Annotated in this window: 24 protein-coding genes, 2 tRNA genes and 1 riboswitch; of the genes, 10 read left to right on the forward strand and 16 right to left on the reverse strand. The window is 67.0% G+C overall.

Annotation, left to right across the window (positions count from 1 at the left end; translation table 11 throughout):
• Positions 1–69: 69 nt before the first annotated feature.
• Together AC1M0F_RS03160 and AC1M0F_RS03165 are read left to right on the forward strand one after the other, a co-directional pair.
• Positions 70–2,229, forward strand: a complete 2,160-nt coding sequence (locus tag AC1M0F_RS03160) for an elongation factor G-like protein EF-G2 (RefSeq protein ID WP_480236743.1) — start codon at positions 70–72, stop codon at positions 2,227–2,229.
• Positions 2,230–2,273: 44 nt separating this feature from the next.
• Entirely contained in the window at positions 2,274–3,161 is an 888-nt protein-coding gene (locus tag AC1M0F_RS03165; protein WP_480236744.1) for an aminoglycoside phosphotransferase family protein, read from the forward strand.
• 18 nt (positions 3,162–3,179) lie between these two features.
• Here AC1M0F_RS03165 and AC1M0F_RS03170 read toward each other — a convergent pair whose 3' ends face one another.
• Both AC1M0F_RS03170 and AC1M0F_RS03175 read right to left on the reverse strand, forming a co-directional pair.
• Positions 3,180–3,917 carry a VOC family protein gene (locus AC1M0F_RS03170; protein WP_480236745.1) on the reverse strand — a complete coding sequence of 246 codons (738 nt, stop codon included), beginning with the start codon at positions 3,915–3,917 and terminating at the stop codon, positions 3,180–3,182.
• A 49-nt stretch (positions 3,918–3,966) separates the two neighbouring features.
• On the reverse strand, positions 3,967–4,623 hold the full coding sequence (locus AC1M0F_RS03175) for a DUF8185 domain-containing protein (RefSeq protein WP_480236746.1): 657 nt from the start codon (positions 4,621–4,623) through the stop codon (positions 3,967–3,969).
• 69 nt (positions 4,624–4,692) lie between these two features.
• On the opposite strand from AC1M0F_RS03175, the gene AC1M0F_RS03180 reads away from it, so the two are divergent.
• Positions 4,693–5,595: an acyl-CoA thioesterase gene (locus tag AC1M0F_RS03180; RefSeq protein WP_480236747.1), complete on the forward strand. Its 903-nt coding sequence runs from the start codon at positions 4,693–4,695 to the stop codon at positions 5,593–5,595.
• On the opposite strand, the gene AC1M0F_RS03185 is transcribed toward AC1M0F_RS03180, so the two are convergent.
• The 4 genes from AC1M0F_RS03185 to AC1M0F_RS03200 all read right to left on the reverse strand — a co-directional run bounded on the left by AC1M0F_RS03185 (position 5,579) and on the right by AC1M0F_RS03200 (position 8,851).
• Positions 5,579–6,052: an acyl-CoA thioesterase gene (locus tag AC1M0F_RS03185; protein ID WP_480236748.1), complete on the reverse strand. Its 474-nt coding sequence runs from the start codon at positions 6,050–6,052 to the stop codon at positions 5,579–5,581. The two genes, AC1M0F_RS03180 and AC1M0F_RS03185, sit on opposite strands and share 17 nt — an antisense overlap.
• Positions 6,052–7,734, reverse strand: a complete 1,683-nt coding sequence (gene ettA / locus AC1M0F_RS03190) for an energy-dependent translational throttle protein EttA (protein WP_480236749.1) — start codon at positions 7,732–7,734, stop codon at positions 6,052–6,054. The genes AC1M0F_RS03185 and ettA overlap by 1 nt, the downstream gene beginning before the upstream one ends.
• Before the next feature lie 4 nt (positions 7,735–7,738).
• Positions 7,739–8,212 carry a DUF6993 domain-containing protein gene (locus tag AC1M0F_RS03195; protein ID WP_480236750.1) on the reverse strand — a complete coding sequence of 158 codons (474 nt, stop codon included), beginning with the start codon at positions 8,210–8,212 and terminating at the stop codon, positions 7,739–7,741.
• An 81-nt stretch (positions 8,213–8,293) separates the two neighbouring features.
• On the reverse strand, positions 8,294–8,851 hold the full coding sequence (locus AC1M0F_RS03200) for a single-stranded DNA-binding protein (RefSeq protein WP_480236751.1): 558 nt from the start codon (positions 8,849–8,851) through the stop codon (positions 8,294–8,296).
• A gap of 243 nt (positions 8,852–9,094) precedes the next feature.
• On the opposite strand from AC1M0F_RS03200, the gene mgrA reads away from it, so the two are divergent.
• From mgrA to AC1M0F_RS03215, 3 genes are all read left to right on the forward strand, one after another.
• Positions 9,095–10,102 (forward strand): L-glyceraldehyde 3-phosphate reductase, encoded by a 1,008-nt coding sequence (mgrA, locus tag AC1M0F_RS03205; protein WP_480236752.1) that lies wholly within the window; start codon positions 9,095–9,097, stop codon positions 10,100–10,102.
• Positions 10,103–10,285: 183 nt separating this feature from the next.
• Complete coding sequence (locus tag AC1M0F_RS03210) at positions 10,286–10,582, forward strand: hypothetical protein (protein WP_480236753.1); 297 nt, start codon at positions 10,286–10,288, stop codon at positions 10,580–10,582.
• Positions 10,583–10,658: 76 nt separating this feature from the next.
• Entirely contained in the window at positions 10,659–11,375 is a 717-nt protein-coding gene (locus tag AC1M0F_RS03215) for a hypothetical protein (protein ID WP_480236754.1), read from the forward strand.
• A gap of 80 nt (positions 11,376–11,455) precedes the next feature.
• Here the strand turns inward: AC1M0F_RS03215 and nadE are convergent, their stop codons facing one another.
• The 3 genes from nadE to AC1M0F_RS03230 all read right to left on the reverse strand — a co-directional run bounded on the left by nadE (position 11,456) and on the right by AC1M0F_RS03230 (position 13,097).
• Entirely contained in the window at positions 11,456–12,280 is an 825-nt protein-coding gene (nadE, locus tag AC1M0F_RS03220) for an ammonia-dependent NAD(+) synthetase (RefSeq protein WP_480236755.1), read from the reverse strand.
• A gap of 63 nt (positions 12,281–12,343) precedes the next feature.
• The gene (locus AC1M0F_RS03225; protein WP_480236756.1) at positions 12,344–12,853 is read right to left on the reverse strand and encodes a DUF427 domain-containing protein; all 510 of its coding nucleotides are present in this window, start codon (positions 12,851–12,853) and stop codon (positions 12,344–12,346) included.
• 168 nt (positions 12,854–13,021) lie between these two features.
• Positions 13,022–13,097 (reverse strand) — tRNA-Arg (locus AC1M0F_RS03230).
• Positions 13,098–13,209: 112 nt separating this feature from the next.
• Between AC1M0F_RS03230 and orn the strand changes: the two genes are divergently transcribed.
• The 4 genes from orn to AC1M0F_RS03250 all read left to right on the forward strand — a co-directional run bounded on the left by orn (position 13,210) and on the right by AC1M0F_RS03250 (position 15,654).
• The gene (orn, locus tag AC1M0F_RS03235) at positions 13,210–13,830 is read left to right on the forward strand and encodes an oligoribonuclease (RefSeq protein WP_480236757.1); all 621 of its coding nucleotides are present in this window, start codon (positions 13,210–13,212) and stop codon (positions 13,828–13,830) included.
• A 49-nt stretch (positions 13,831–13,879) separates the two neighbouring features.
• Positions 13,880–13,955, forward strand: a tRNA-His gene (locus tag AC1M0F_RS03240).
• Between the two features lie 58 nt (positions 13,956–14,013).
• Positions 14,014–14,364 carry a metallopeptidase family protein gene (locus AC1M0F_RS03245; RefSeq protein ID WP_480236758.1) on the forward strand — a complete coding sequence of 117 codons (351 nt, stop codon included), beginning with the start codon at positions 14,014–14,016 and terminating at the stop codon, positions 14,362–14,364.
• Between the two features lie 57 nt (positions 14,365–14,421).
• Positions 14,422–15,654 carry a D-alanyl-D-alanine carboxypeptidase family protein gene (locus AC1M0F_RS03250; protein ID WP_480236759.1) on the forward strand — a complete coding sequence of 411 codons (1,233 nt, stop codon included), beginning with the start codon at positions 14,422–14,424 and terminating at the stop codon, positions 15,652–15,654.
• An 18-nt stretch (positions 15,655–15,672) separates the two neighbouring features.
• Here the strand turns inward: AC1M0F_RS03250 and AC1M0F_RS03255 are convergent, their stop codons facing one another.
• The 7 genes from AC1M0F_RS03255 to AC1M0F_RS03285 form a co-directional block, all read right to left on the reverse strand.
• Positions 15,673–16,242, reverse strand: coding sequence for a nucleoside/nucleotide kinase family protein (locus AC1M0F_RS03255; protein WP_480236760.1), 570 nt, complete (start codon positions 16,240–16,242; stop codon positions 15,673–15,675).
• Entirely contained in the window at positions 16,235–17,017 is a 783-nt protein-coding gene (locus AC1M0F_RS03260; RefSeq protein WP_480236761.1) for an energy-coupling factor transporter transmembrane component T family protein, read from the reverse strand. The genes AC1M0F_RS03255 and AC1M0F_RS03260 overlap by 8 nt, the downstream gene beginning before the upstream one ends.
• Positions 17,014–18,516: an ABC transporter ATP-binding protein gene (locus AC1M0F_RS03265; RefSeq protein WP_480236762.1), complete on the reverse strand. Its 1,503-nt coding sequence runs from the start codon at positions 18,514–18,516 to the stop codon at positions 17,014–17,016. Before AC1M0F_RS03265 ends, AC1M0F_RS03260 begins: the two co-directional genes overlap by 4 nt.
• Positions 18,513–19,163 (reverse strand): ECF transporter S component, encoded by a 651-nt coding sequence (locus AC1M0F_RS03270; protein ID WP_480236763.1) that lies wholly within the window; start codon positions 19,161–19,163, stop codon positions 18,513–18,515. The genes AC1M0F_RS03265 and AC1M0F_RS03270 overlap by 4 nt, the downstream gene beginning before the upstream one ends.
• A gap of 26 nt (positions 19,164–19,189) precedes the next feature.
• A riboswitch (TPP riboswitch) is annotated at positions 19,190–19,300 on the reverse strand.
• 17 nt (positions 19,301–19,317) lie between these two features.
• Positions 19,318–19,677, reverse strand: coding sequence for a hypothetical protein (locus AC1M0F_RS03275; RefSeq protein WP_480236764.1), 360 nt, complete (start codon positions 19,675–19,677; stop codon positions 19,318–19,320).
• A gap of 51 nt (positions 19,678–19,728) precedes the next feature.
• Positions 19,729–20,982, reverse strand: a complete 1,254-nt coding sequence (locus tag AC1M0F_RS03280) for a DNA polymerase IV (protein ID WP_480236765.1) — start codon at positions 20,980–20,982, stop codon at positions 19,729–19,731.
• Positions 20,983–21,073: 91 nt separating this feature from the next.
• Entirely contained in the window at positions 21,074–21,313 is a 240-nt protein-coding gene (locus tag AC1M0F_RS03285; RefSeq protein ID WP_480236766.1) for a hypothetical protein, read from the reverse strand.
• Positions 21,314–21,329: the final 16 nt, after the last annotated feature.

Raw genomic sequence — 21,329 nt, forward strand, 5'->3', positions numbered from 1 at the left:
TCGGCCGTCCCGATGGTGTCGAATCGACTCAGGCCGTGCGAACGGTGCGGGCGACGCAGGGAGTTCCTCATGTCGGCAAAGGGTACGAACGCCCAGGCGAAAGGCGCTGGCCGGACCAGCTCGGAGCGGGTGGAGGCGTCGCCGGGCCTGTCGGCCACCCGTCCGGAGAACATCCGCAACATCGCGCTTGTCGGCCGTTCCGGGTCGGGCAAGACGATCCTGACCGAAGCGCTGCTCGCAGCGACAGGCGTTCTCACGCGCATGGGGTCGATCGTCGACGGCACGACCACGAGCGACTCGGACCCGTCCGAGATGCACCAGCAACGGTCTGTGGCGCTGTCGGTTCTGCCATTCGCGGTGGGCGACATCAAGGTGAACCTGCTCGACACCCCCGGCTACTCGGATTTCATCGGCGACCTGCGCGCAGGGCTGAGGGCAGCGGATGCCGCACTGTTCGTCGTCTCGGCGGTCGACGGTGTCGACGCGGCCACGACCGCCCTGTGGGCAGAGTGCGATCACCTGGGGATGCCGCGCGCCGTCGTGATCAGCCGCATCGATCACCCGCGGGCCAACTACGACGCCGTCCTGTCCGCCTGCCAGGACGCCTTCGGCACCGCGGTTCTTCCGCTTTATCTCCCCGTGCGCTCCGCCGGAACGATCAGCGGGCTGCTCGGCCTGCTTTCCCGCACCGTGTCGGACCACAGCGCCGGACCCTCGCGAGTGTCCCGAACAGCGGATGCAGGCGAACTCGCCGAGTCGGAGAGCGCCAGGGGCGAACTGATCGAGGGCATCATCGCTGAGAGCGAAGACGAGACCCTGATGGACCGTTATCTCGACGGAGAAGAGATCGACCTCGACATCCTCATCGCCGACCTCGAGAAAGCGGTCGCAGGCGGGGCCTTCTTCCCGGTCTTGCCGACCTCGGCCGAGACCGGCGTCGGCATCACGGAACTCCTCGAGCTGATGACCGGCGCGTTCCCGTCGCCGACGGAGCGCCCAGTCCCTCCGGTGACCGATCTTCGCGGCAAGCCGGCAGGACGCCTGAGCTGTGACCCGGACGGACCACTCGTCGGCGAGGTGGTGCGGACGACCATCGACTCGTTCCTCGGCCGCGTCTGCCTGGTGCGGATCTTCTCCGGAACACTGCGCGAGAACTCGAACATCCACATCGGCGGTCACGGACTGGCGGATCGCGGTCACCAGGACCACGACAGCGACGAACGGGTCACTCACCTGCAGTCTCCACTCGGTTCCCGTCTGCGTGCCGTGTCGTACTGCGTGGCAGGTGACATCTGCGCGCTTACCAAGCTCAGCGGCGTCGAGACCGGCGACACGGTCTCCGACCGGGAACGGCCGCTCCTCGTCGCGGCGTGGGACATGCCTGAGCCGCTGATGCCCGTCGCGGTTCAGGGTGCGACGCACGCAGACGAGGACACCCTCGCCAGGAACATGGGGAAGGTGGCGGCCGTCGACCCGACGCTCCGCGTCGAACGCAACGCGGAAACGCACCAACTGATCCTGTGGTGCATGGGTGAGGCGCACGCGGAGGTCGTGCTCGACCGACTGCGCGGCCAGGGCGTCAAACTGCAGACCGTCGACGTTATCACGCCACTTCGAGAGACCTTCACCGCGCCGGCATCCGCCAGGGGACGCTACGTCAAACAGTCCGGCGGACACGGCCAATTCGGCATCTGCGACATCGAGGTCGAACCGCTCGAACGAGGCGCCGGGTTCGAGTTCGTCAACCAGGTGGTTGGCGGAGTCGTCCCTGGGCAGTTCGTCGGCTCGGTCGAGAAGGGGGTCCGTGAACAGATGCAGAGGGGCCTGTCCGCCGGGTTTCCCGTGGTGGACATCCGGGTGAGACTCGTCGGAGGGAAGGCTCACAGCGTCGATTCATCGGATGCCGCGTTCCAGGCCGCCGGCGCGCTGGCACTGCGCGAAGCAGCGTCCACCACCACGATCCAGTTGCTCGAGCCGGTCTCCACCGTCACGATCAGCGTTCCGGACAGTTACGTGGGCGCTGTGATGACCGACCTGTCCTCCCGCAGGGGCCACATGACGGGAACGTCGTCGATCGGCAGCCACACCGAGATCAGCGCCGAGATCCCGGACGCCGAGCTCTTGCGATACGCGATCGAGCTCCGCGCCCTGACCGCAGGCACCGGGAATTTCCGCCGGAGCTACCTGCGGCACGAGCCCGTCCCGTCGAAGACGGCAGCGAACGCCTGATCCGTGCGCTCCGCCGTCTGCCCGGCCGTTGGCATACTGGTGGGATGGCCACGACACCACCCGCAGAGGTCGAGACCTCGCCGGACCTCGTTCGTCGCCTACTGGAGGCGCAGCATCCCGACTTGGCCGGCAAGACGATCGAGCTCGTGGCCTCCGGCTGGGACAACGCGATCTATCGGCTGGGCACGGACCTGCTCGTTCGACTCCCCCGGCGCCTGCTGTCGTCTCAGCTGGTGCTGAACGAGCAACGCTGGCTTCCCGGAGTCGCGCACCGCGTCACGGTGAACATACCCGTTCCGGTGCGGGCCGGCGTGCCGACGGACTTCTATCCCTGGCCGTGGAGCGTCACGCCGTGGTTCCCCGGCGATGTCGTCGCCCTCCGACCGCGAAAACAGCGGGCGGATCTCGCCGAACCGCTCGCGGTCTTTCTCGCCGAGTTCGCTGAGGCCGCCCCCGACGACGCACCGGAGAATCCGTGGCGCGGTGTTCCGCTCGCCGAACGGGATGTCAGTGTCCGGGAGCGTATCGCCTCGGGGCTGGTACCCGAAGCGGATGCTGCATCCCGGCTGTGGGACCACGCGATCAGCCAACCGGTGTGGAACGGCCAGCGGCTGTGGGTCCACGGCGACCTGCACCCGGCGAACCTCGTCGCCGTCGACGGGTCCCTGGCCGCGGTCCTGGACTTCGGAGACCTCACCGCAGGTGACCCGGCCACCGACCTCGCGGCCGCGTGGCTCGTCTTCGACGCGCCCGGTCGCACACGATTCCGGGACGCCGTCGACCGTTCCCGCAACATTGACGCAGCGACCTGGATCCGCGCCGAAGGTTGGGCGCTCTGCCTGGCGTCGGCGCTGCTGACCGCCTCGGACGATTCTCCAGCGCACCGGCGGATCGGTGAGGAGACCCTGGCTGAGCTTCTCGCCGGGTACTGACCGGCCAGAGCAGACTCGTCAGCGCGGGGCGAGGACGCAGAAGTCGTTGCCTTCGATGTCGGTGAGGACCCGCCACGGCACATCGCCCTGGCCGATGTCCGCGTCTGAGGCGCCCAGCGCCTGCAGTCGCGCCACCTCGTGGGTCTGGTCGTCGCCCGGGTACGGCATCACGTCGAGATGGACACGGCTGCGGGTGCTTCCCCCACCTGGCGCGCGAACGAATTCCAGGTACGGCCCGACACCCGCGGCTGAGCGCAGGCTCGCATGCTCGTCGGTCACCTCGTGCAGGGTCCAGTCCATCGCCTCGTGCCAGAACCTCGCCATGGCCCGAGGATCCGCGCAATGGACGACCACCGCGGCGATCGGCCCGGTGTCCTGATAGACCGGCCGCGGCTCCAGCACGCAGAAGACGTTTCCCTCCGGGTCGGCCAGAACCGTCCACGGCACGTCTCCCTGCCCGACGTCGGCGGCTGTCGCGCCGAGATCCATCAGCCTCGCGACGAGCTCAGTCTTGTGCGCCGCCGACGTCGTGGCCAGATCGAGGTGCACACGATATCTCACGGTTTCGGGGTCAGGGACGGAGACGACATCGATGCATACCGCGGACGGGTCAGGCCAGACGAAGCCCGTGGGTTCGACGTTCGTCACGCCCGGCCCCTCACTGGAGACACCCCAGCCGAGAGCATCCGCCCAGAACCGGCCGAGCGCCGCGTCATCCCGAGCCTTGACGTTCACCTGTACGAGTCGCAGAGCCATGGCGCACGAGCCTACTCCCCCGGGAAGTGCCGATCCGTGCAGACACGGGCTACAGGCCGCGGCCGGTCCTGACGAGCACGTGACCGCGAACCGGACTGGCCCTCAGCCAGCCTCCAGACGCGAACAGCGGAATCTCTTCGTCGCCGACGAGGAAGCCGAGACTGGCCGCCGCGAAGGCGAGTCCTGATGGAACGTTCGCCTGACCGTCGAGCGGGCGCGACCAGACGTCCGAGCGGACACGCTGGACGATCAGATCTCCGGTGTTCTCGGGAACCGCACGCGCGACCTCGCCCGCGCCGTCGCGGGCGACGAGCTCGAGAGCGAGAGAGTTGAGGGAGGCGATCTTCTCCCAACCGCCGCGTGGTGGCGCGATCCCCGACCAGCTGGTGCGGACATCCGCAGCGGGCAGCGGCACGGTCGGAGTGTCGTCGCCGGGGTCGAGCAGGGCGAGCCGATCCGACATCGCCGCGGGGGGAATGACGCGATCGAACGTGGCCCCCGAGACCTCGGTGAACGTCCTCAGTCCGAGGATGGTGGGGCTGGTGTCGAGGAGACCGCGCGGGTGAAGCACGGCCGAATACACGGCGAGGACTCCCCCGCCGGCGATGAGCCGTACCGCTGTGTCGTCGACGAGCCTCGCCCGCGCGAGGTACACCCTGAGGTCGGCGGCGGCGTGGGCGTCCTGGAGCGTGATCACGTCATTCATCTGCTGTCTAAACTACCTAACAGGGCGGTGCGATCCCGACCATGCCCGGCCAGCCACGATCGGAGAACGATGACCGACCCCCTCGCTTCGCTGCTTCACGCACTCGACCTCTCGGACACGGGTGCCAGAACGAGTGAGGACATCTTCACCGGTCCGTCGCAGTGGATGCCCGGTGGGCGAGTCTACGGAGGCCAGGTCCTCGCCCAGTCGGTCATGGCGGCCTCGATGACCACGGAAGAGCACCGGGTCGTGCATTCGATGCACGGCTATTTCCTCCGGCCGGGCGACGTCAACCAGCCGATCACCTTCAGCGTCGACCGAATCCACGATGGCCGGTCGTTCTCGACCCGAAGGACCCAGGCGTACCAGAACGGCCTCCCGATCCTCTCGATGATCGCGTCGTTCCAGGACATCGACGAGGGACTCGACCACCAGGCACCGATGCCTGAGGGTTACCCGGACCCTGAGGATCTGCCGTCGACCGCAGATCTCCTGGCGCACATCGACCACCCCGTCGCCCGGTCCTGGGCGGGAGACCGGCCGTTCGACATCCGTCACGTGCCTTCGCCCATCTACCTGTCGGTGGAGGGCGAGCACACCGCGACCAATGCCGTCTGGGTGAAGGCGATCGGTGACCTTCCCGACGACGAGAGCCTGCATCGCGCCGCTCTCGCCTACGCCAGTGACTACCCTCTGCTCGAGTCCATCCTGCGTCGCCACGGTTTGCCGTGGATGACCCGCGACCTCAAAGTCGCCAGCCTCGACCATGCCATGTGGTGGCACCGCCCGGTGCGGGTCGACCAGTGGCTGCTCTACGTCCAGGAGTCCCCGAGTGCGTCAGGCGGGCGCGGTCTCGCGCAGGGCCGGTTCTACACCCGCGAGGGACAGCTCGTCGCGAGCGTGGCTCAGGAGGGCATGGTCAGGGTGCCGCCGGCGCTGAGCGACGGCGGACCGGCTAACGGCGCTTCGTGAACGGGACGGGATCTTCGAGGTAGCGTGTCCAGGCCGTCCGCTCCTCATCGGTGATCCGGCGGGGGCGTGAGGTGGCCGCATCGACGAGGACGATCGTGCTCGACGCACGCGCATACAACGGCTGGTCGCCGCCGGCGGGACCGTACACTTCGTAGTCCACCTCGAGGCTCGCGCCGCCGAGGTTCCCGATCCAGACCTGCACGTCGAGCGGTTGCCGCTGGTACGGAATGGGCGCCACATATTCGACCTCGTGCCTGGCGATGAGCGTGATCGTGTTCGATCCCGCTTCCGCCTCGATCAGGGCCATCCCCGAATCGATGTCGCCGCCTTCACTGTCGTCGCGCCAGAAGACGCGGACACGCGCTTCCTCGAGCAGTCGCATCAGCTCCACGTTGTTGACGTGGTTGTACGCGTCGAGGTCGCCCCAGCGGAGGTGGATCGGGACGTGGACCCGCATCAGTCCCTCGTGAGCTTCCGGTACGCGGAACGGTGCGGTTTCGCGGCGTCGGGTCCGAGGCGCTCGATCTTGTTCTCCTCGTACGACTCGAAGTTTCCCTCGAACCAGTACCAGTTGCCCGGGTCATCCTCCGTGCCCTCGTAGGACAGGATGTGGGTGGCGATGCGGTCGAGGAACCACCGGTCGTGGGTGATGACCACGGCACAACCGGGGAACTCGAGGAGCGCGTTCTCGAGGCTTCCGAGCGTTTCGACGTCGAGGTCGTTCGTCGGTTCGTCGAGGAGCAGCAGGTTGCCGCCCTGCTTGAGGGTCAGGGCGAGGTTGAGCCGGTTGCGCTCACCACCGGAGAGCACACCGGCCTTCTTCTGCTGGTCAGGACCCTTGAATCCGAACTGGGAGACGTAGGCGCGGGACGGGATCTCGGTCTTGCCGACCTGGATGTAGTCCTGGCCGTCTGACACGACCTCCCAGAGGTTCTTGTTGGGGTCGATGCCGCCGCGGCTCTGGTCGACGTAGGAGATGTCGACCGTGTCGCCGACCTTGAGCTCGCCGCCGTCGAGCGGCTCGAGGCCGACGATGGTCTTGAACAGCGTGGTCTTACCGACACCGTTGGGGCCGATGACGCCGACGATGCCGTTGCGGGGAAGGGTGAAGCTGAGGTCGCTGATGAGGATCCGCTCGCCGAAGCCCTTCTGCAGCTTCCGCGCGTCGATGACCTGTGAGCCGAGACGGGGTCCGACGGGGATCACGATCTCTTCGAAGTCGAGTTTGCGGGTGCGCTCGGCCTCGGTCACCATCTCTTCGTACCTGGCGAGGCGGGCCTTCGACTTGGCCTGGCGGCCCTTGGCGTTCGAGCGGACCCAGTCCAGCTCCTCGGCGAGACGCTTGGAGAGTTTCTGGTCCTTCTTGCCCTGGATCTGGAGGCGTTCCTGCTTCTTCTCGAGGTAGGTCGAGTAGTTGCCCTCATAGGGGTAGAGGTGTCCGCGGTCGACTTCGGCGATCCACTCGGCGACGTGGTCAAGGAAGTACCGGTCGTGGGTGACGGCGAGGACGGCGCCCGGGTATTTCGCCAGGTGCTGCTCGAGCCACAGGACGCTTTCGGCGTCGAGGTGGTTGGTGGGCTCATCGAGGAGGAGGAGGTCGGGCTTCTGCAGAAGGAGCTTGCACAGCGCGACGCGGCGCTTCTCACCACCGGAAAGGTTCGCAACGTTGAGGTCGCCCGGCGGCGTGCGCAGGGCGTCCATGGCCTGCTCCAGCTGCGAGTCGAGGTCCCAGGCGTCTGCGTGATCGATCTCTTCCTGCAGGGTGCCCATTTCAGCGAGCAGCGCGTCGAAGTCGGCGTCCGGTTCAGCCATGGCTGCGGAGATCTCGTTGAAGCGGTCGACTTTGCCCTTGATCGGCCCGACGCCCTCCTGGACGTTCTCGAGGACGGTCTTCGTCTCGTCGAGCTCCGGCTCCTGCATGAGGATGCCCACCGTGTAGCCGGGAGTCAGCTTCGCTTCACCGTTGCTCGGGGTGTCGAGCCCGGCCATGATCTTGAGGATCGTGGACTTACCAGCACCGTTAGGACCGACGACGCCGATCTTCGCACCGGGGAAGAACGACATCGTGACATCGTCGAGAATGAGCTTGTCGCCGACCGCTTTGCGGGCGCGCACCATGGAGTAAATGTATTCAGCCATATTGCTACCAGTCTATTGGCCTTGTACTGCCGATGAGACATGTGCCCGTCCCCAGCAGCGGGGCGACCGTCGAGTGGTAGCCGCCGACCGCCGCGCCGTTCTGACCGATCAGGCAGGATTCGCCCCACTTGACCGAGAACTGGATGGAGTCTGCCGCGTTCCCGATGGTCGTCGTGTCTGAGGTCACTTCCATGGCGGTCTTGTCGAAACCTGCTGCGACGAGGCCGTCGATGAACGCGCGGCCGTCAGCGGCCGCGTTCGCGGTGAGTGTCGCCGTGTTGACGGTGTCGAAGAACACCACCGCTTCGTCTGCGGGGGCGTCGGGGTCGAAGGTCGGTGCCGCGGAAGGAGTCGACGTCGGTGTCTTCGTCGTCGGCGCGGGCGTGGCCGCAGGCGGTGTCGACGAACACCCCGAGAGGAGACCGACCAGGAGCGCGCCCGCTGCCATGCCGCCGGCACTGCTGATCCGTGTCCGCATCCCTGATCTCCTCCGACTGTCACAAGGGGCACCGGTCGCAGCGCCCCTCCTCGATAGTAGGCGGACGGCGGTCGGCGGATGTCAGAACGGTGTGTCGGTTGCCTGTGCGGATGCCCCGAATCCGCCGGCGGCGGAGCCGGGAGCCGCCGCCGCCCACGTCTCGGTACGCTCCGCCCCGCCGGGTCCAACGCTCGCCTGCTCGCCGACGGCTTCCTGCCCGGCGGCATCAGGCGCACCCGATCGTCCCTCCTCGACGGAGCCGTCGGCCGGGGCGGGCTCGCGCTGAATCGTCCTCACGTAGTGGGCTGTGCCCCAGACGAGATCGTGACCGATGCTGTCGGCTTCGACGTCGACGGACGTTCCGGTCTTCTCGCCGGATTCCCAGCGCCGGACTTTCAACCGACCGGTCACGAGCACGCGGTCGCCCTTGTGCACCGATGTTCCGGCGTTGACCGCCAGTGCCCGGAACGCCGTGACGGTGTACCAGTTCGTCTCACCGGCCACCCACTCGGACGTGCGCCTGTCGAAATATCGCTGATTCGAGGCCAGACGGAAGCTGGTGAACGGGACTCTGTCGTCGCTGCTGACCACGTGCGGCACGGTCGCGACAAGGCCGGTCAGGGTGATGGTGTCGGTCATGGGGTACTCCGTCCTCAGAAGACACGCGCGGCGGCTCCGGCGTGCAGATGGTCCCGGGGCCGACCCTCGTGCCGGACCGCCGGCCCCGGAAACCACAGCACGAGTGTGCCCTCGATTCCGGAGCGGGCGACTCGCGCGCCACGATCGGTGGGGAACGACACCGGCGAGGCCGGGTGTGGAGGGCGCGGCGAGCGTCGCCGATCGCGACGGATCGGTAAGTGACCCAGTCACTAGCATTGCCTCATGACTTACGTTGCCGATGAGAACCGTTACGACACGATGCAGTACGCCAGGACCGGCAAGAGCGGCTTGATGCTTCCCCGCGTCAGCCTCGGTTTCTGGCACAACTTCGGCGACGCCCGCGGCTGGGAGACCCAGCGAGCGATCGTACGCAGGGCATTCGACCTCGGAATCACCCACTTCGATCTCGCCAACAACTACGGCCCGCCTCCCGGATCGGCCGAACGGAATTTCGGTCGCATCCTGGCCGATGACTTCTCGTCGCACCGCGACGAGATCGTCGTGTCGACCAAGGCCGGATACGACATGGCCCCTGGCCCGTACGGCGAGTGGGGTTCCCGCAAGACGCTCCTCTCATCGCTCGACCAGAGCCTCGGGCGTCTCGGGCTGGACTACGTCGACATCTTCTACTCCCACCGCCCGGACCCTGACACCCCGATCGAGGAGACCATGGGCGCCCTGGCGACCGCGGTCAATTCCGGCAGGGCGCTGTACGCGGGCATCTCGAACTACTCGCCGGAGCAGACCAGGCAGGCCGCTGCAGCACTGGCGGAACACAAGATCCCGCTCCTCATCCACCAGCCGAGTTACTCGATGTTCAACCGCCACGTCGAGAACGGACTCCTCGAGGTCCTCGACGAGGTCGGCGCCGGATCGATCGTCTTCTCCCCGCTCGCCCAGGGAATGCTCACCGACCGCTACCTCGACGGAACCGTCCCGAGCGGCTCCCGTGCGGCGACGAGCCATTTCCTGTCACCCGAAAAACTGAGCGAGACATATCTCGAGCGCGCCCGTGCCCTCAACGGCATCGCGCAGGGTCGCGGGCAGTCGCTCGCCCAGATGGCGCTGACGTGGGTGCTCAGGCATCCTCAGGTCACCTCGGCGCTGATCGGCGCGAGCTCGGTCGCCCAGCTGGAACAGAACGTCAAGGCGCTCGAGGCCGCTCCCCTGAGCGATGAGGAACTCGCCGCCATCGAGCCGTTCGCCGTCGACGGGACCGGCCTGAAATAGGCCAGCACCTTCTCGTCCTCCCAGGCATCGCGTCAGCCCGGTCGTCCCCGCCATCCGGCGCGGTTCGGCCGGGCTTTCGCGTGTCGGCGCGCCCACGTCCCTCCTCGCCGGTCGGATGTCAGTGGTGCCGCTTAACCTCGGAACACGAGATGATCCGGGGCAGGCCACAGGCGAGGAGGAACGATGACCACCACGATGACGACCACCAGACCAGCGGGCTCGGCGACACCGGCACGGCCGATCGCCACCGCTTCCGGCACGGCACGGCACCGCACCGGGCTCAGCCTGGTCCGCGTGAAAGACGACCTCTGGCGCGCGACCGTCGCCGACGGGCGAATCCTCGGCCACATCGAGCGCCGCGACGACGACGACGGAACGACCTATGTCGCGAAGCGACTGGTACCAGCCCAGGCGCGGTTCCACACGCTCGGCGAGTTCTGGGAGATCGACGACGCCATGGATTGCCTGCACTCTCTCTGACCCCGCCAGCGCCTGAAATGCGCGACACGGCTCGGGCTCCGCTGCTGGGTGACACTTCGCGGGTAATCTTCGGCACATGGAATTGTGGAATGAATTCGTAGCCTGGCTTACCGCAACCGACACGCGACCGGTCATCTTCACCGTGATCGTCGTCGCTGTCGCCATCCTCGTTTCGGCGCTTCTCGCAGCCGCAGTGACGAAGGCATCCGTCCGGCGCCTGCTCGAGCAGCGTGACCGCGACCTCAAGGCATCCGCTATCGCCGCGCTCGTCGACGCCTCCACCGAGGCCGCCGTCTGGACGTCGCTGACGCCACAGGAACAGGCGATCGCCGACCGCTCAGCCGGTCAGGCCGACATCCAGCTGCGTCTTCTGCCGGTCAAGGGCGCCGCTGTTGCGGCAAACTGGGCCGCGCACCAGCTCGCCGAGATGAAGCGGAACTCGGCCACCTTCGGTTTCGAGCTCGCTCCAGCGCAGTCGGAGTTCCGCGATCGTCTCGTCGAATGGCAGGCTCGTCCGTCGCGCACACGGCGCGTATTCGAGAGCGACCTCGAGCGCTGGAAATTCGAGAACACCGCGACCGAGAAGACTCTCCTCGCCGAACAGGACGCATGGGCTGCCCGCCAGCACCGCGAACAATTCACAACAACCGACGCAGGCGAGCCCGCCGTCCAGCCCGCGGCATTCACCAAGGCGGACACAACCACCCAGAAGCTCATCGACGATGTCGCTGCAATGGACGTCAAACGGGCGGCCACGGAATCCGAAGCGGAAGCCGAGAAGAAGCCGGCCTGACCGGTTCCCGAACGATAGAGGCGGTGCCAGCGTGAAGCGGCACCGCCTTTGTCGTTGTGTGACGTCCTGCTCTCAGCGGGTCAGGAACGCCACCACGTGTCGACGGGTGTGACCGGGGTTGCCCGCTTGTGGCGCGTGGCGAGGAATCGGTTCTCGATGGCGTCAGCGATGTCGTCCGGCACGCTCTTGCCCTCGAGGAAGTCGTCGATGTCTTCGTACTCGAGCCCGAGGTTCGCCTCGTCGGTCTGGCCGGGGTTGTGGTCGAGCAGGTCAGCGGTCGGCAGCTTCTCGTAGAGCCGTTCGGGAGCGCCGAGGTGGATGAGCATCTGCCGCCCCTGCCGCTTCGACAGCCCGCTCAGGGGAAGGATGTCTGCACCACCGTCGCCGAACTTCGTGAAGAAGCCGGTAACCGCTTCCGCCGCGTGGTCCGTGCCCACAACGAGGCATCCCTCCTGGCCGGCGATCGCGTACTGCGCGATCATCCGGGTGCGGGCCTTCACGTTCCCCTTGTGGAAGTCGGTGAGCTGTTCGCCGGCCACTTCGGCGTACTCGTCCTCGACGGCGTCGACCGCCTGGTGGACGTTGAACGTGATCACGCGGAGCGGGCGTATGAAGTCGAGCGCCAGCTGGGCGTCGTCCTCATCCCGCTGCACCTGATACGGGAGCCGAACGGCGATGAAGGTCGCCGGCGTGCCCGACGCGGACAGCCGGTCGACGGCGAGCTGGCAGATACGTCCGGCCAGCGTCGAATCCTGTCCGCCGCTGATACCGAGGACGAAGCCCTTGACGCCGGTCGTCCTGAGGTAGTCGACGAGGAAACCCACCCGCCTGTCCACCTCGGCGGCCGGGTCGATGCTGGGCTGGACGTCCAGCTCGGAAATGATCTCCTGTTGAAGCGCTCGCATGGCGTTAACCTACCGTCGTCGCGTTACGGATGTGTGTCCGCCGGGTGAGGTGCTCGAAGCGCGCTACCAGCCCATCGTCCCCGGGCCGCCTTTGAACGGTCCGACGATGCGGGAGGTCACCCAGCCTCCGTAGAAGCCACCCTCCTGAGGCACGACCTCTTCGTCACCGACCTGGCAGGAGTCCATCAGCCCGGGATAGAGGGCGACCATGCCGACCAACTGTTCGAAGCCCTCTCGCGGTTGCGGGTAGTGCCATCCGCCACGCTGGACGATGCGGTCCCCGACCGACAGGTCGACGTATGACGCCTTGCCCTTGAACTCACACCACGTGACTCCCCTGCCCGGCGAGAGAACTCCGGCGTCGAATGACGACATCGGGACGTAATACACCGGCGGATGGCTCGTCTCCAGGACCCGCAGTGCCCCGGTCGTCTGTGCGATCACCCGGCCGCCCAGCCGCACGATCACCCGATCGCTTGTCTCCTCGACCCGCGGCGGCCGCGGGTAGTCCCAGACAGACTCCTGACCGGGGCCTGGCGGGATGGGAACGGGGCGGCGGAACAGTGGTGTCATGGCTCCATCCTGTCCGGGCCGGCTGGAGGATCGCCGTGCGAGGTGCCCCCGGCAGGATTCGAACCTGCGACCAAGAGATGAGAAGCACCGCGAGGTTCCTGAACTGGTGCCCCCGGCAGGATTCGAACCTGCGACCAAGAGATGAGAAGCACCGCGAGGTTCCTGAACTGGTGCCCCCGGCAGGATTCGAACCTGCGACCAAGAGATTAGAAGGCTCCTGCTCTATCCCCTGAGCTACGGAGGCGGGCAGTCCCAGAATACCGTAGCGACCCCGGCACTCTCGCGCCGCGACATCCATGGCGACAGCATCCGGATGAGCGGCGGGGAGCGTCGCCGGTCACAAGTAGCATGGGGGCATGAGTAATGTGAGCGACCTCCTGGTATGGATCGACTGCGAAATGACCGGGCTCGACCTCGCTGTCGACGAGTTGGTGGAGATCGCCGTCGTGATCACCGATTTCGACCTCAAGCCCGTCGATGAAGGCATCAGCATCGTCATCAAGCCAGACGCGTCCGCGCTCGAGAACATGGGCGAGTTCGTGACGAACATGCATCGTTCCTCCGGTCTGCTCGATGAGATCCCGAACGGTGTCAGCCTCGCGGATGCCGAGTACCAGGCGCTCGAGTACATCCTCAGCCATGTCCCCGATGAGCAGAAGGCTCCTCTCGCTGGCAACTCGATCGGCACCGACCGCGCGTTCCTCGCAAAGTTCATGCCGCGACTCGACGGTCACCTGCACTACCGCAACGTCGACGTCTCCTCGATCAAGGAACTCGCCCGACGCTGGTACCCGCGGATCTACTTCAACGCCCCCGCCAAAGACGGTGGGCACCGGGCCCTTGCCGACATCCTCGAGTCGATCCGCGAACTCGCCTACTACCGCGAAGCCGCTTTCGTCCCGCTCCCCGGGCCGACCTCCGACGAAGCAAAATCCGTCGCGGCGTCCGTGGTGCACAACTACACCCCAAGTGTGTAATAGACTCTCATAGTTGCAATCGCACGGTCCCGATCGTGAGATGCGCATGGTGGGTATAGCTCAGTTGGTAGAGCGCCTGGTTGTGGTCCAGGAGGTCGCGGGTTCAAGCCCCGTTACTCACCCCAAGTAGCAGACACCGTGTCATGGTGTTTGAGCCCGAGTAGCTCGGAACGGTGCACAGACATGGTCGACATGGATGCCGACACGTTCGAAGCCCTCGTCGGTGACGTTTTCGACACCCTGCCCGATGACATGGTCGACGGGCTCGAGAATGTCGCCATCGTCATCGAGGATCGGCCGGAGGATGGCTCACTCGATCTCCTCGGCCTGTACCACGGCACCGCCCTGACCGACCGCGACCAGTACGGCTTCGGCGAGCTCCCTGACCTGATCAGCATCTATCGCGAACCGCTCCTTTCGATCGTCGACGACGATGCCGAGCTCCGTGAACAGATCCGGATCACGCTTGTCCACGAGATCGCGCATTTCTACGGAATCGATGACGACGAATTGCACGACCTCGGCTGGGGCTGACGGGCAAACGCCATCGGTCGGGTTAGCCTGAGGCGTGACGATTTCAGGTGGCAAGCAGTGGGTGTAGCGCGTGGACTCGGAGTCCTGGTCGGCACCGTGGTGATCCTCGGCCTCGGCGCGTACGGCCCGGCAACCCTCCTCGGCCCGCTCCCCGCGGCATCCGTCACACGGGTGGAGCTCGCCGACCCCGTCGCCGCTGTCCCGCCCGCTCTCCCGGAGACCGGCTCGAGCGCCGTCACCGACTCCCCCACGTCGGCGACACTCGCCAGGGCCGGGGGAACAGAGGCCGTTCCGATGGCCGGGATCACCAAGACGATCACTGCCCTCGTCGTCCTTGACAGGCATCCGATCTCCGAGGACGCCCCTGGCGCCACCGTTCCGATCACGAGTGCGGACTATCTCTCATACGTCGACTATCAGAAGGCCGGGAAGCGCACGGTGTCCGTCTTCACGGCCGACGCATGGACCGAACGGGAGATGCTCCAGGCCATGCTGCTCGGCTCGAGCAACAACCACGCGGATACCCTGGCCCGCTGGGCGTACGGCTCCGTCCCTGAGTACGTCGATGCCGCGAACGCCTGGCTCAGCGAGCAGGGCATGTCATCGACGATCGTCGTCGACGCGACCGGCCTGAGCGAGCAGAGTGTCGGAACCGCAGCCGACCTCGCACGGCTGTCCGCACTCGCGCTCGACACACCGGTGATCCAGGCGGTCCTCGCCGAGCCGGTCACTGGACTCCCGAGCCGACGCGGCATCACGAACACCACGACGTACCTTCCCGAGAGCGGCGTCACCGGAATCTCGCGCAGCTACACGGACGCCGCTGGCATCTGCCTCCTCTTCGCGCTCGATGTGGTTCCGGAGGGATCGACGGAACCGTTCAGGGTCTACGGAGCGTTTCTCCGGCAGCCGGACTGGGCTGCCCTCGAAGCCGGCGTCCTCGCGCTCGTCGAGAGTGCACGACTCGGCGTGACTCCTCTTCCTGCGATCGCCGAGGGCACTCCTGTCGTCGAGTTCAGCACCGAGTGGGGCCAGACGGCATCCGGAGTCGCCGGCCTCTCCCCCGACCGCGTCCGGTGGGGCCAGACCACACCGGAACTGACCGTCGACGCCGACCCTGTGACGATCGCGGGTGCCGGCACGAAGGTCGGTACGATCAGTGTCGACGACGGATCGGGCGATGAGCGCACGGTTACGCTCAAGCTGGGTTCGTCGCTCCACGACCCGGGGGTGTTGTGGCGGCTGTCGCATCCGTTCCCCGTGATCGGTGCCCTTCTCGACTCCCTCTGACCGAATTCTGCGACGGTGTCAGGCGAGACAGAGTCGGACATCCGCGTGTGCAGAGGGCCTCTCACCGGTGAGAAATGCTCCGTACTGGGAATCCCATTCGTCCCAGTGTGCGTCGAATCCGCCACGGTCGCGCGCGAGAGCGCGGTGCTTCCGTACGAGGTCGTCGGCATCCAGCCAGATCCGCAGCGTCGCCAGCGGCGCGTTCGACCGGGTGAGGACTCCGCACCCCTCGACGATGAGCGACCGGTTCGCCGGCACAGGATGCCACTCGGCAGGCCTGCCGCTCTCCCAGTCGTGGCGGCGCCACCGGGCCTCTCCGCCACTGTGCCTCGGAGCGAGAAGGTGCTCATGAACGTGTGCGCTGCCGGCAGCGAGACCGCCCCAGCCGGGGTAGAGGTTGTCCATGCGGACAAGAGTCACCGCTCCCGGCCAGCCGTCGACGAGAGCGTCGGCCAGCGTGGACTTACCCGCGCCGCTCGGGCCATCGAGAAGGACGGTTTCGACGGCACCCGAGCAGCGGGCGAGAATCACGGCAACCGCTTCGTCGATGTCGATCTCTCCCGGGAGGTCGCTCGTCGGCTCAGTCAAGGATGAAGCTCCAGGTCCCCGCCATGACGGCGGCGGTGACCGCTGCGCAGGCGATCGCCAGCCCGATGAGGATGAGGACGCCCTCCGCCAATCCGAAGCGCGAAGGACGGGCCCACGTGCGCGGAAGATCTGACCCGAAGCCTTTGGCCTCCATGGCGGTTGCGAGCTTGCTCCCGCGACGGATCGCCAGCACCAGCAGCGCGAATCCCTGCGTGCCGAGCCGGGCGAGGACGTTCGCATCCCCGACGCCTCGTGCCCTGCGCGCCTGCCCGAGCGCCCGCCAGTCGTCGATGAAGAGCCCGATCATCCGCATGCCCGCCAGTCCGCCGAGCACGAACCTGGCCGGGAGGTGCAGCACCTGGGCGAGGCCGTCGGCCAGGTCGGTGGGGTCGGTGGTCGCAAAGAGCACGATGCTCGGCAGGCCGATGGCGAGCACCCTCAGGGTGATCGCGAGTCCCAGGGCCGCGGAACCCTCGGTGATCGACACCGGACCCCACTCGGCCAGCACTGCGCCGCTGTCTTCGCCGTAGAGCACGGTGGTGAGCCCGGCGAACGGGGCGGCGAGCCAGAGCGGCGCCGTCCGCAGCCAGAACTGCCGTGCGTCGAGACCGGACCAGAACAGGAGGATACCGACGAGCAGCAATGCCACCGACGCCGAGACGACGTCGATCGACAGCAGGAGGGTGACGCTGAGGAGGACGGCGACGGCCAGCTTCGCGACCGGGTTGATCCTGGCGATGGCCGAGTCCCGGATCTCGGGGAGCAGCGCACTCATGTCAGGACCTCGCTGCCCGACCCGAGGGTCAGTTCGTGATCGGCGAATGCGGCGACGAGGGCGAGGTCGTGGGTCACGGTGACGACGGAACTCCCACCATCGACGAGCTCGCCGAGAAGGGAGACCACTTCGCCCCAGGTCACGGCGTCCTGTCCGAATGTCGGTTCGTCGAGAAGGAGTACTCGGGGCCGGGTGGCCAGCACCGTCGCGACGGACAGCCGGCGCTTCTCACCGCCGGAGAGCGTGAACGGGTTCGCATCGGCGAGGTGGGTCAGACGCAGCCGGTCGAGCAGGTCGTCGACACGGGAGTCGACCTCGTTCGGTGCGAGTTTGAGGGCGAGCGGCCCGACCGCGAGTTCGCGCCGTACGGTCGACGCCAGGAACTGATGCTCGGGCTCCTGGAACACCGTTCCCAGCCGCGTGAGCAGATCGCGGGACTTCCAGCGGATCGGCGACGGGGAGAGCCCTCGCGCGAGCGCGGGCGTGGCGGCGAGGTCGCCGCTGACGGGGGGCAACAGTCCGGCGAGGGTGAGCGCGAGTGTGGACTTCCCCGCGCCGTTCGGGCCCGTGACAGCCGTTCCAGACCCTTCCGAGAGCACGAGGTCGAGACCGGATGCCGCCACGACGGCGGACTTCGTCGCGAACGGCGTACGCCCCACGGCCAGATCGCGGGCCTGGAGGAGGCCGACGCCCGCTGAACCCCGGAGGGGTCGTGGGGCCACGGTCGGCGGGATTCCGGGAACCCAGACACCCGCGGCGGCGAGTCTCGGGCCTTCACGGTCGAGAACGTCGCCCGGCGGTCCGTCTGCGAGCACGCCACCGGACGGGTCGAGAACGATGACCCTGTCCACGACGTCGCGCCAGACCGCGACCCGGTGTTCGACCACGATGAGCGTTGCCCCGGACTCCGAGACGACGCTGTCGACCACGTCGCGGATCTCACGGACGCCATCCGGGTCGAGATTCGCGGTGGGCTCGTCGAGCAGGATCAGACCCGGCCGCATGGCGAGCACGCCGGCGAGGGCAAGCCGTTGCTTCTGTCCGCCGGACAGGTTGGAGGAGGAGTGGCCGAGCGGCAGGTCGAGGCCGACGGCACGCAGTGCCCATCGGACCCGTTCCCAGATCTCGTCCCTCGGCACACCAAGGTTCTCGCAGGAGAAGGCGACATCGTCACCGATGCGTGCGAGAACTATTTGCGAGTCGGGGTCCTGGAGGACGAGACCCGCGCGGCCGCGAGCATCCGCCGGTCGTCGGCCGTCGAGGAGGAGCGCTCCGAACTCGTCGCCCTCTTCCTCCCCGCCGAGCACACCGGCGATGGCCTGCAGGAGAGTGGACTTGCCTGCCCCCGACGCACCGAGGAGGAGGACGCGCTCCCCCGGTTCGATGTCGAGGGTCAGCGAGGACACGGCCGCGTTACTGCGGCCGGCATGGCGCCAACCCCAGTCCCTGGCACGCACGTGCACGCCAGGGACGGGGCGGGAAGAGACCAAGTCGATCATCGACCGCCGGCGTCCGCCACAGTCCTGGCCTGTCGGCCCGAGGCGAACCTGCTCAACGCTCCGGTCGCGGCAAGACCGCGCACGGCGAACCACGAGAGAAGTCCGGCGATGAACACGCCCGAGACGATGGCGCTGACGATGTAGGTGACCTTCGCGCTGACCTCGAGGGCCGCGTAGCTCGTGAACGTGGTGTCGAGCAATCCGACAGCAAGACCGGTGCTTGCGCCGGCGAGCAGCGCGACACCGAGGCGCCAGTTCGCGTAGAAGAACAACGCGAAGACGAGTTCGGCTCCGAGACCCTGCACGAGGCCCCAGATCAGCGTCTCAAAACCCCACACGGTGCCGATCAGTGCGGAGACCGCCGCGGCGACGAGCTCCGTGTAGAGCGCGGCACCCGGCTTGCGGATCACCAGGCCGCCGAGCACGCCGGCGAAGAGCCAGCCGCCGGCGAGGAGGCCGCCGAGTCCTGGGGTGAACGCGAGCGCCGCGCTGAGCGGCCCCCACGCAAGGCCCCAGGCCCAGAAGATGACCCCGGAGGCGACACCGATGACACTGGCCACGACGATGTCGACGACCCGCCAGCGGAGATTCCGCCTGGCTGTGGCTGCAGGAGCAGCCGTCGTCGATGGAGAGATTGTTGAATGCACGATACGCGCCCTTTCGTGGGCACGGGTAGCGAGATGGTTTGCCTCCCTGCGCTGGCATTACCCAGATCAGGTTCGACGGTCGAAGATTATGGAATCTTCCTCTCAGCCCGGTTCACCGGACTCCCGTGTTACTGCAGCCAGTCTAGGCGATTCGCTACTTCTTCAGTGCGCGGATGACGAGCGACAACGCTTTTCCGACCGCCCAGACGAACGGGATCCCCACCGCGACGAGAGAAACGACGTTCGGTTCGAAACGGAGCCCCTGCCTGGTCTTGATGTAGGCACCGATCGGAAGCGCGAAACCGCCTCCCCCTCCGCCCGACCCCGCGCCGTGTCCGGCGTTGGACTTCGATGCGGTGTCTGCTTCGGCTTCTCCTTCGCCGGCGCCGAAGCCGTACCAGGCGAGAGCGACGGGGATGAGCTTCTCACCGTCCACGTCGACAGCGTCGCCGTACACGGTGGTGACTCCGACAGCCTTGAATTTGTCAGCCAGTTCGAGCGCGAGTTTTGTCATACCGCCACGCTATCGGGCTGCACCGGACGAACCAAGGGGTTGCGCCGATACTCACTCACGCGGGTATCGTGTTCCTCCCGCTGTGCTCCCCCGCCCGCGGCCGAGCAGCGACGCACGTCGGACCGCTTCTCCGCCGAACCGGGCCCGGAGGGAGTCGATGGTCGTCTCGGCCTCGCGCCATTCCTCATCCGGGTCCCAGAGCGATGCCATCGCCCCGTCGCCGTCGAGCAACTGCTCAGCGCGCACGCCGACGAGCCGGACGGGTCTCCCGTCGACCTCCAGTGCGGTGAACAGGTCGTTGGCCTCCTCATAGAGGCGGCGTCCGACGTTGGACGGCTCCGCGAGTGTGTGCGAACGTGTGAGCGTCGTGAAATCGTCGAATCGGACCTTGATCGCGACCGTCCGTGCTGAGAGGCCCGCCTTCCGCAGCCGGACGGCGACCTGGTCGGCGAGTCGCAGGAGCTCGAGGCGTAGTCGCGTCGGATCGGCGATGTCCTCGTTGAACGTCACCTCATGGCCGATGCTCTTCTCCGCGGTTGCTGTGACGACCGAGCGTGCGTCTCGTCCATTCGCGAGTTCATGCAGTTTGACGCCGGTGGCATCGCCGACGGCTTTGCGGAGCGTGGCGAGTGGTGTGTCTGCTACGTCGCCGACGGTGTGGAGACCGATACGAAGCAGGGCCTCCTCCGTCTTCGCCCCGACGCCCCAGAGGGCACGGATCGAGAGCGGATGAAGGAACGCCAGGGTCTCTGCGGGAGGGATGACGAGCAACCCGTCGGGTTTCGCCCGGCCGGATGCCACCTTCGCGACGAACTTCGTGGCTGCGGCGCCCACGGAACAGGTCAGCCCCGTCTCCCGCTGGACACGGTCTCGGATCAGCTGGCCGACCTCGGCGGGCGAACCGATGAGACGCCGGGCTCCTGAGACGTCCAGGAACGCTTCGTCGATGCTCAACGGTTCGACGAGAGGTGTGGCATCCCTGAAGATCGACATGACCTGTCGCGAATAGTTCGTGTACCGCTCGTGGTGCGGCGGAAGGACGACGGCTTGAGGACACAACCGCATCGCCTTCGACACGGGCATCGCCGCCGTCACCCCGAAGCGCCTCGCCTCATAGGTGGCGCTGGTCACCACCGAGCGGCCCTCTGCGTGCCCGATGATCACCGGTTTGCCCCGAAGTTCCGGGTGGTCGAGAAGCTCGACTGATGCGAAGAACGCGTCCATGTCGATGTGCAGGATGTGTGCGCCCTCGTCGTTGCTGAGGTCGGCAGTGACCTGCCTCGCGCTGCCGTCCTGCCTGCTCATGAGTCGATTCTCCCACAGGAGGCCGACACGCTCCCGACATTCTGTTCGGAAATAGGGTTCGCTGGGCGCGGGTATCCTTCGAAGATTCCACCTACACGGTGAGGCGCGGCCCTGAGTCCCCTGCCGACGCCCGTTCGTCGGCGGCACGACGACGGTAACGACTCAGCAGGAGCACCTCCACCGGGGCGGTGAGGCCGATCGCGAGCAGCACGGCGAACCAGTTCCCGGTGGCGATGCTGACCCACAGCCCTGCTCCCAGGATCAGGGCCGAATATCCGGATGCCAGGATCCAGACCACAGGGGTGGACAGTCGCGACTGGTGAGGACTCATTGCGTCAGCTTAGGCC

This window comes from Mycetocola sp. Y719, from assembly GCF_056713205.1.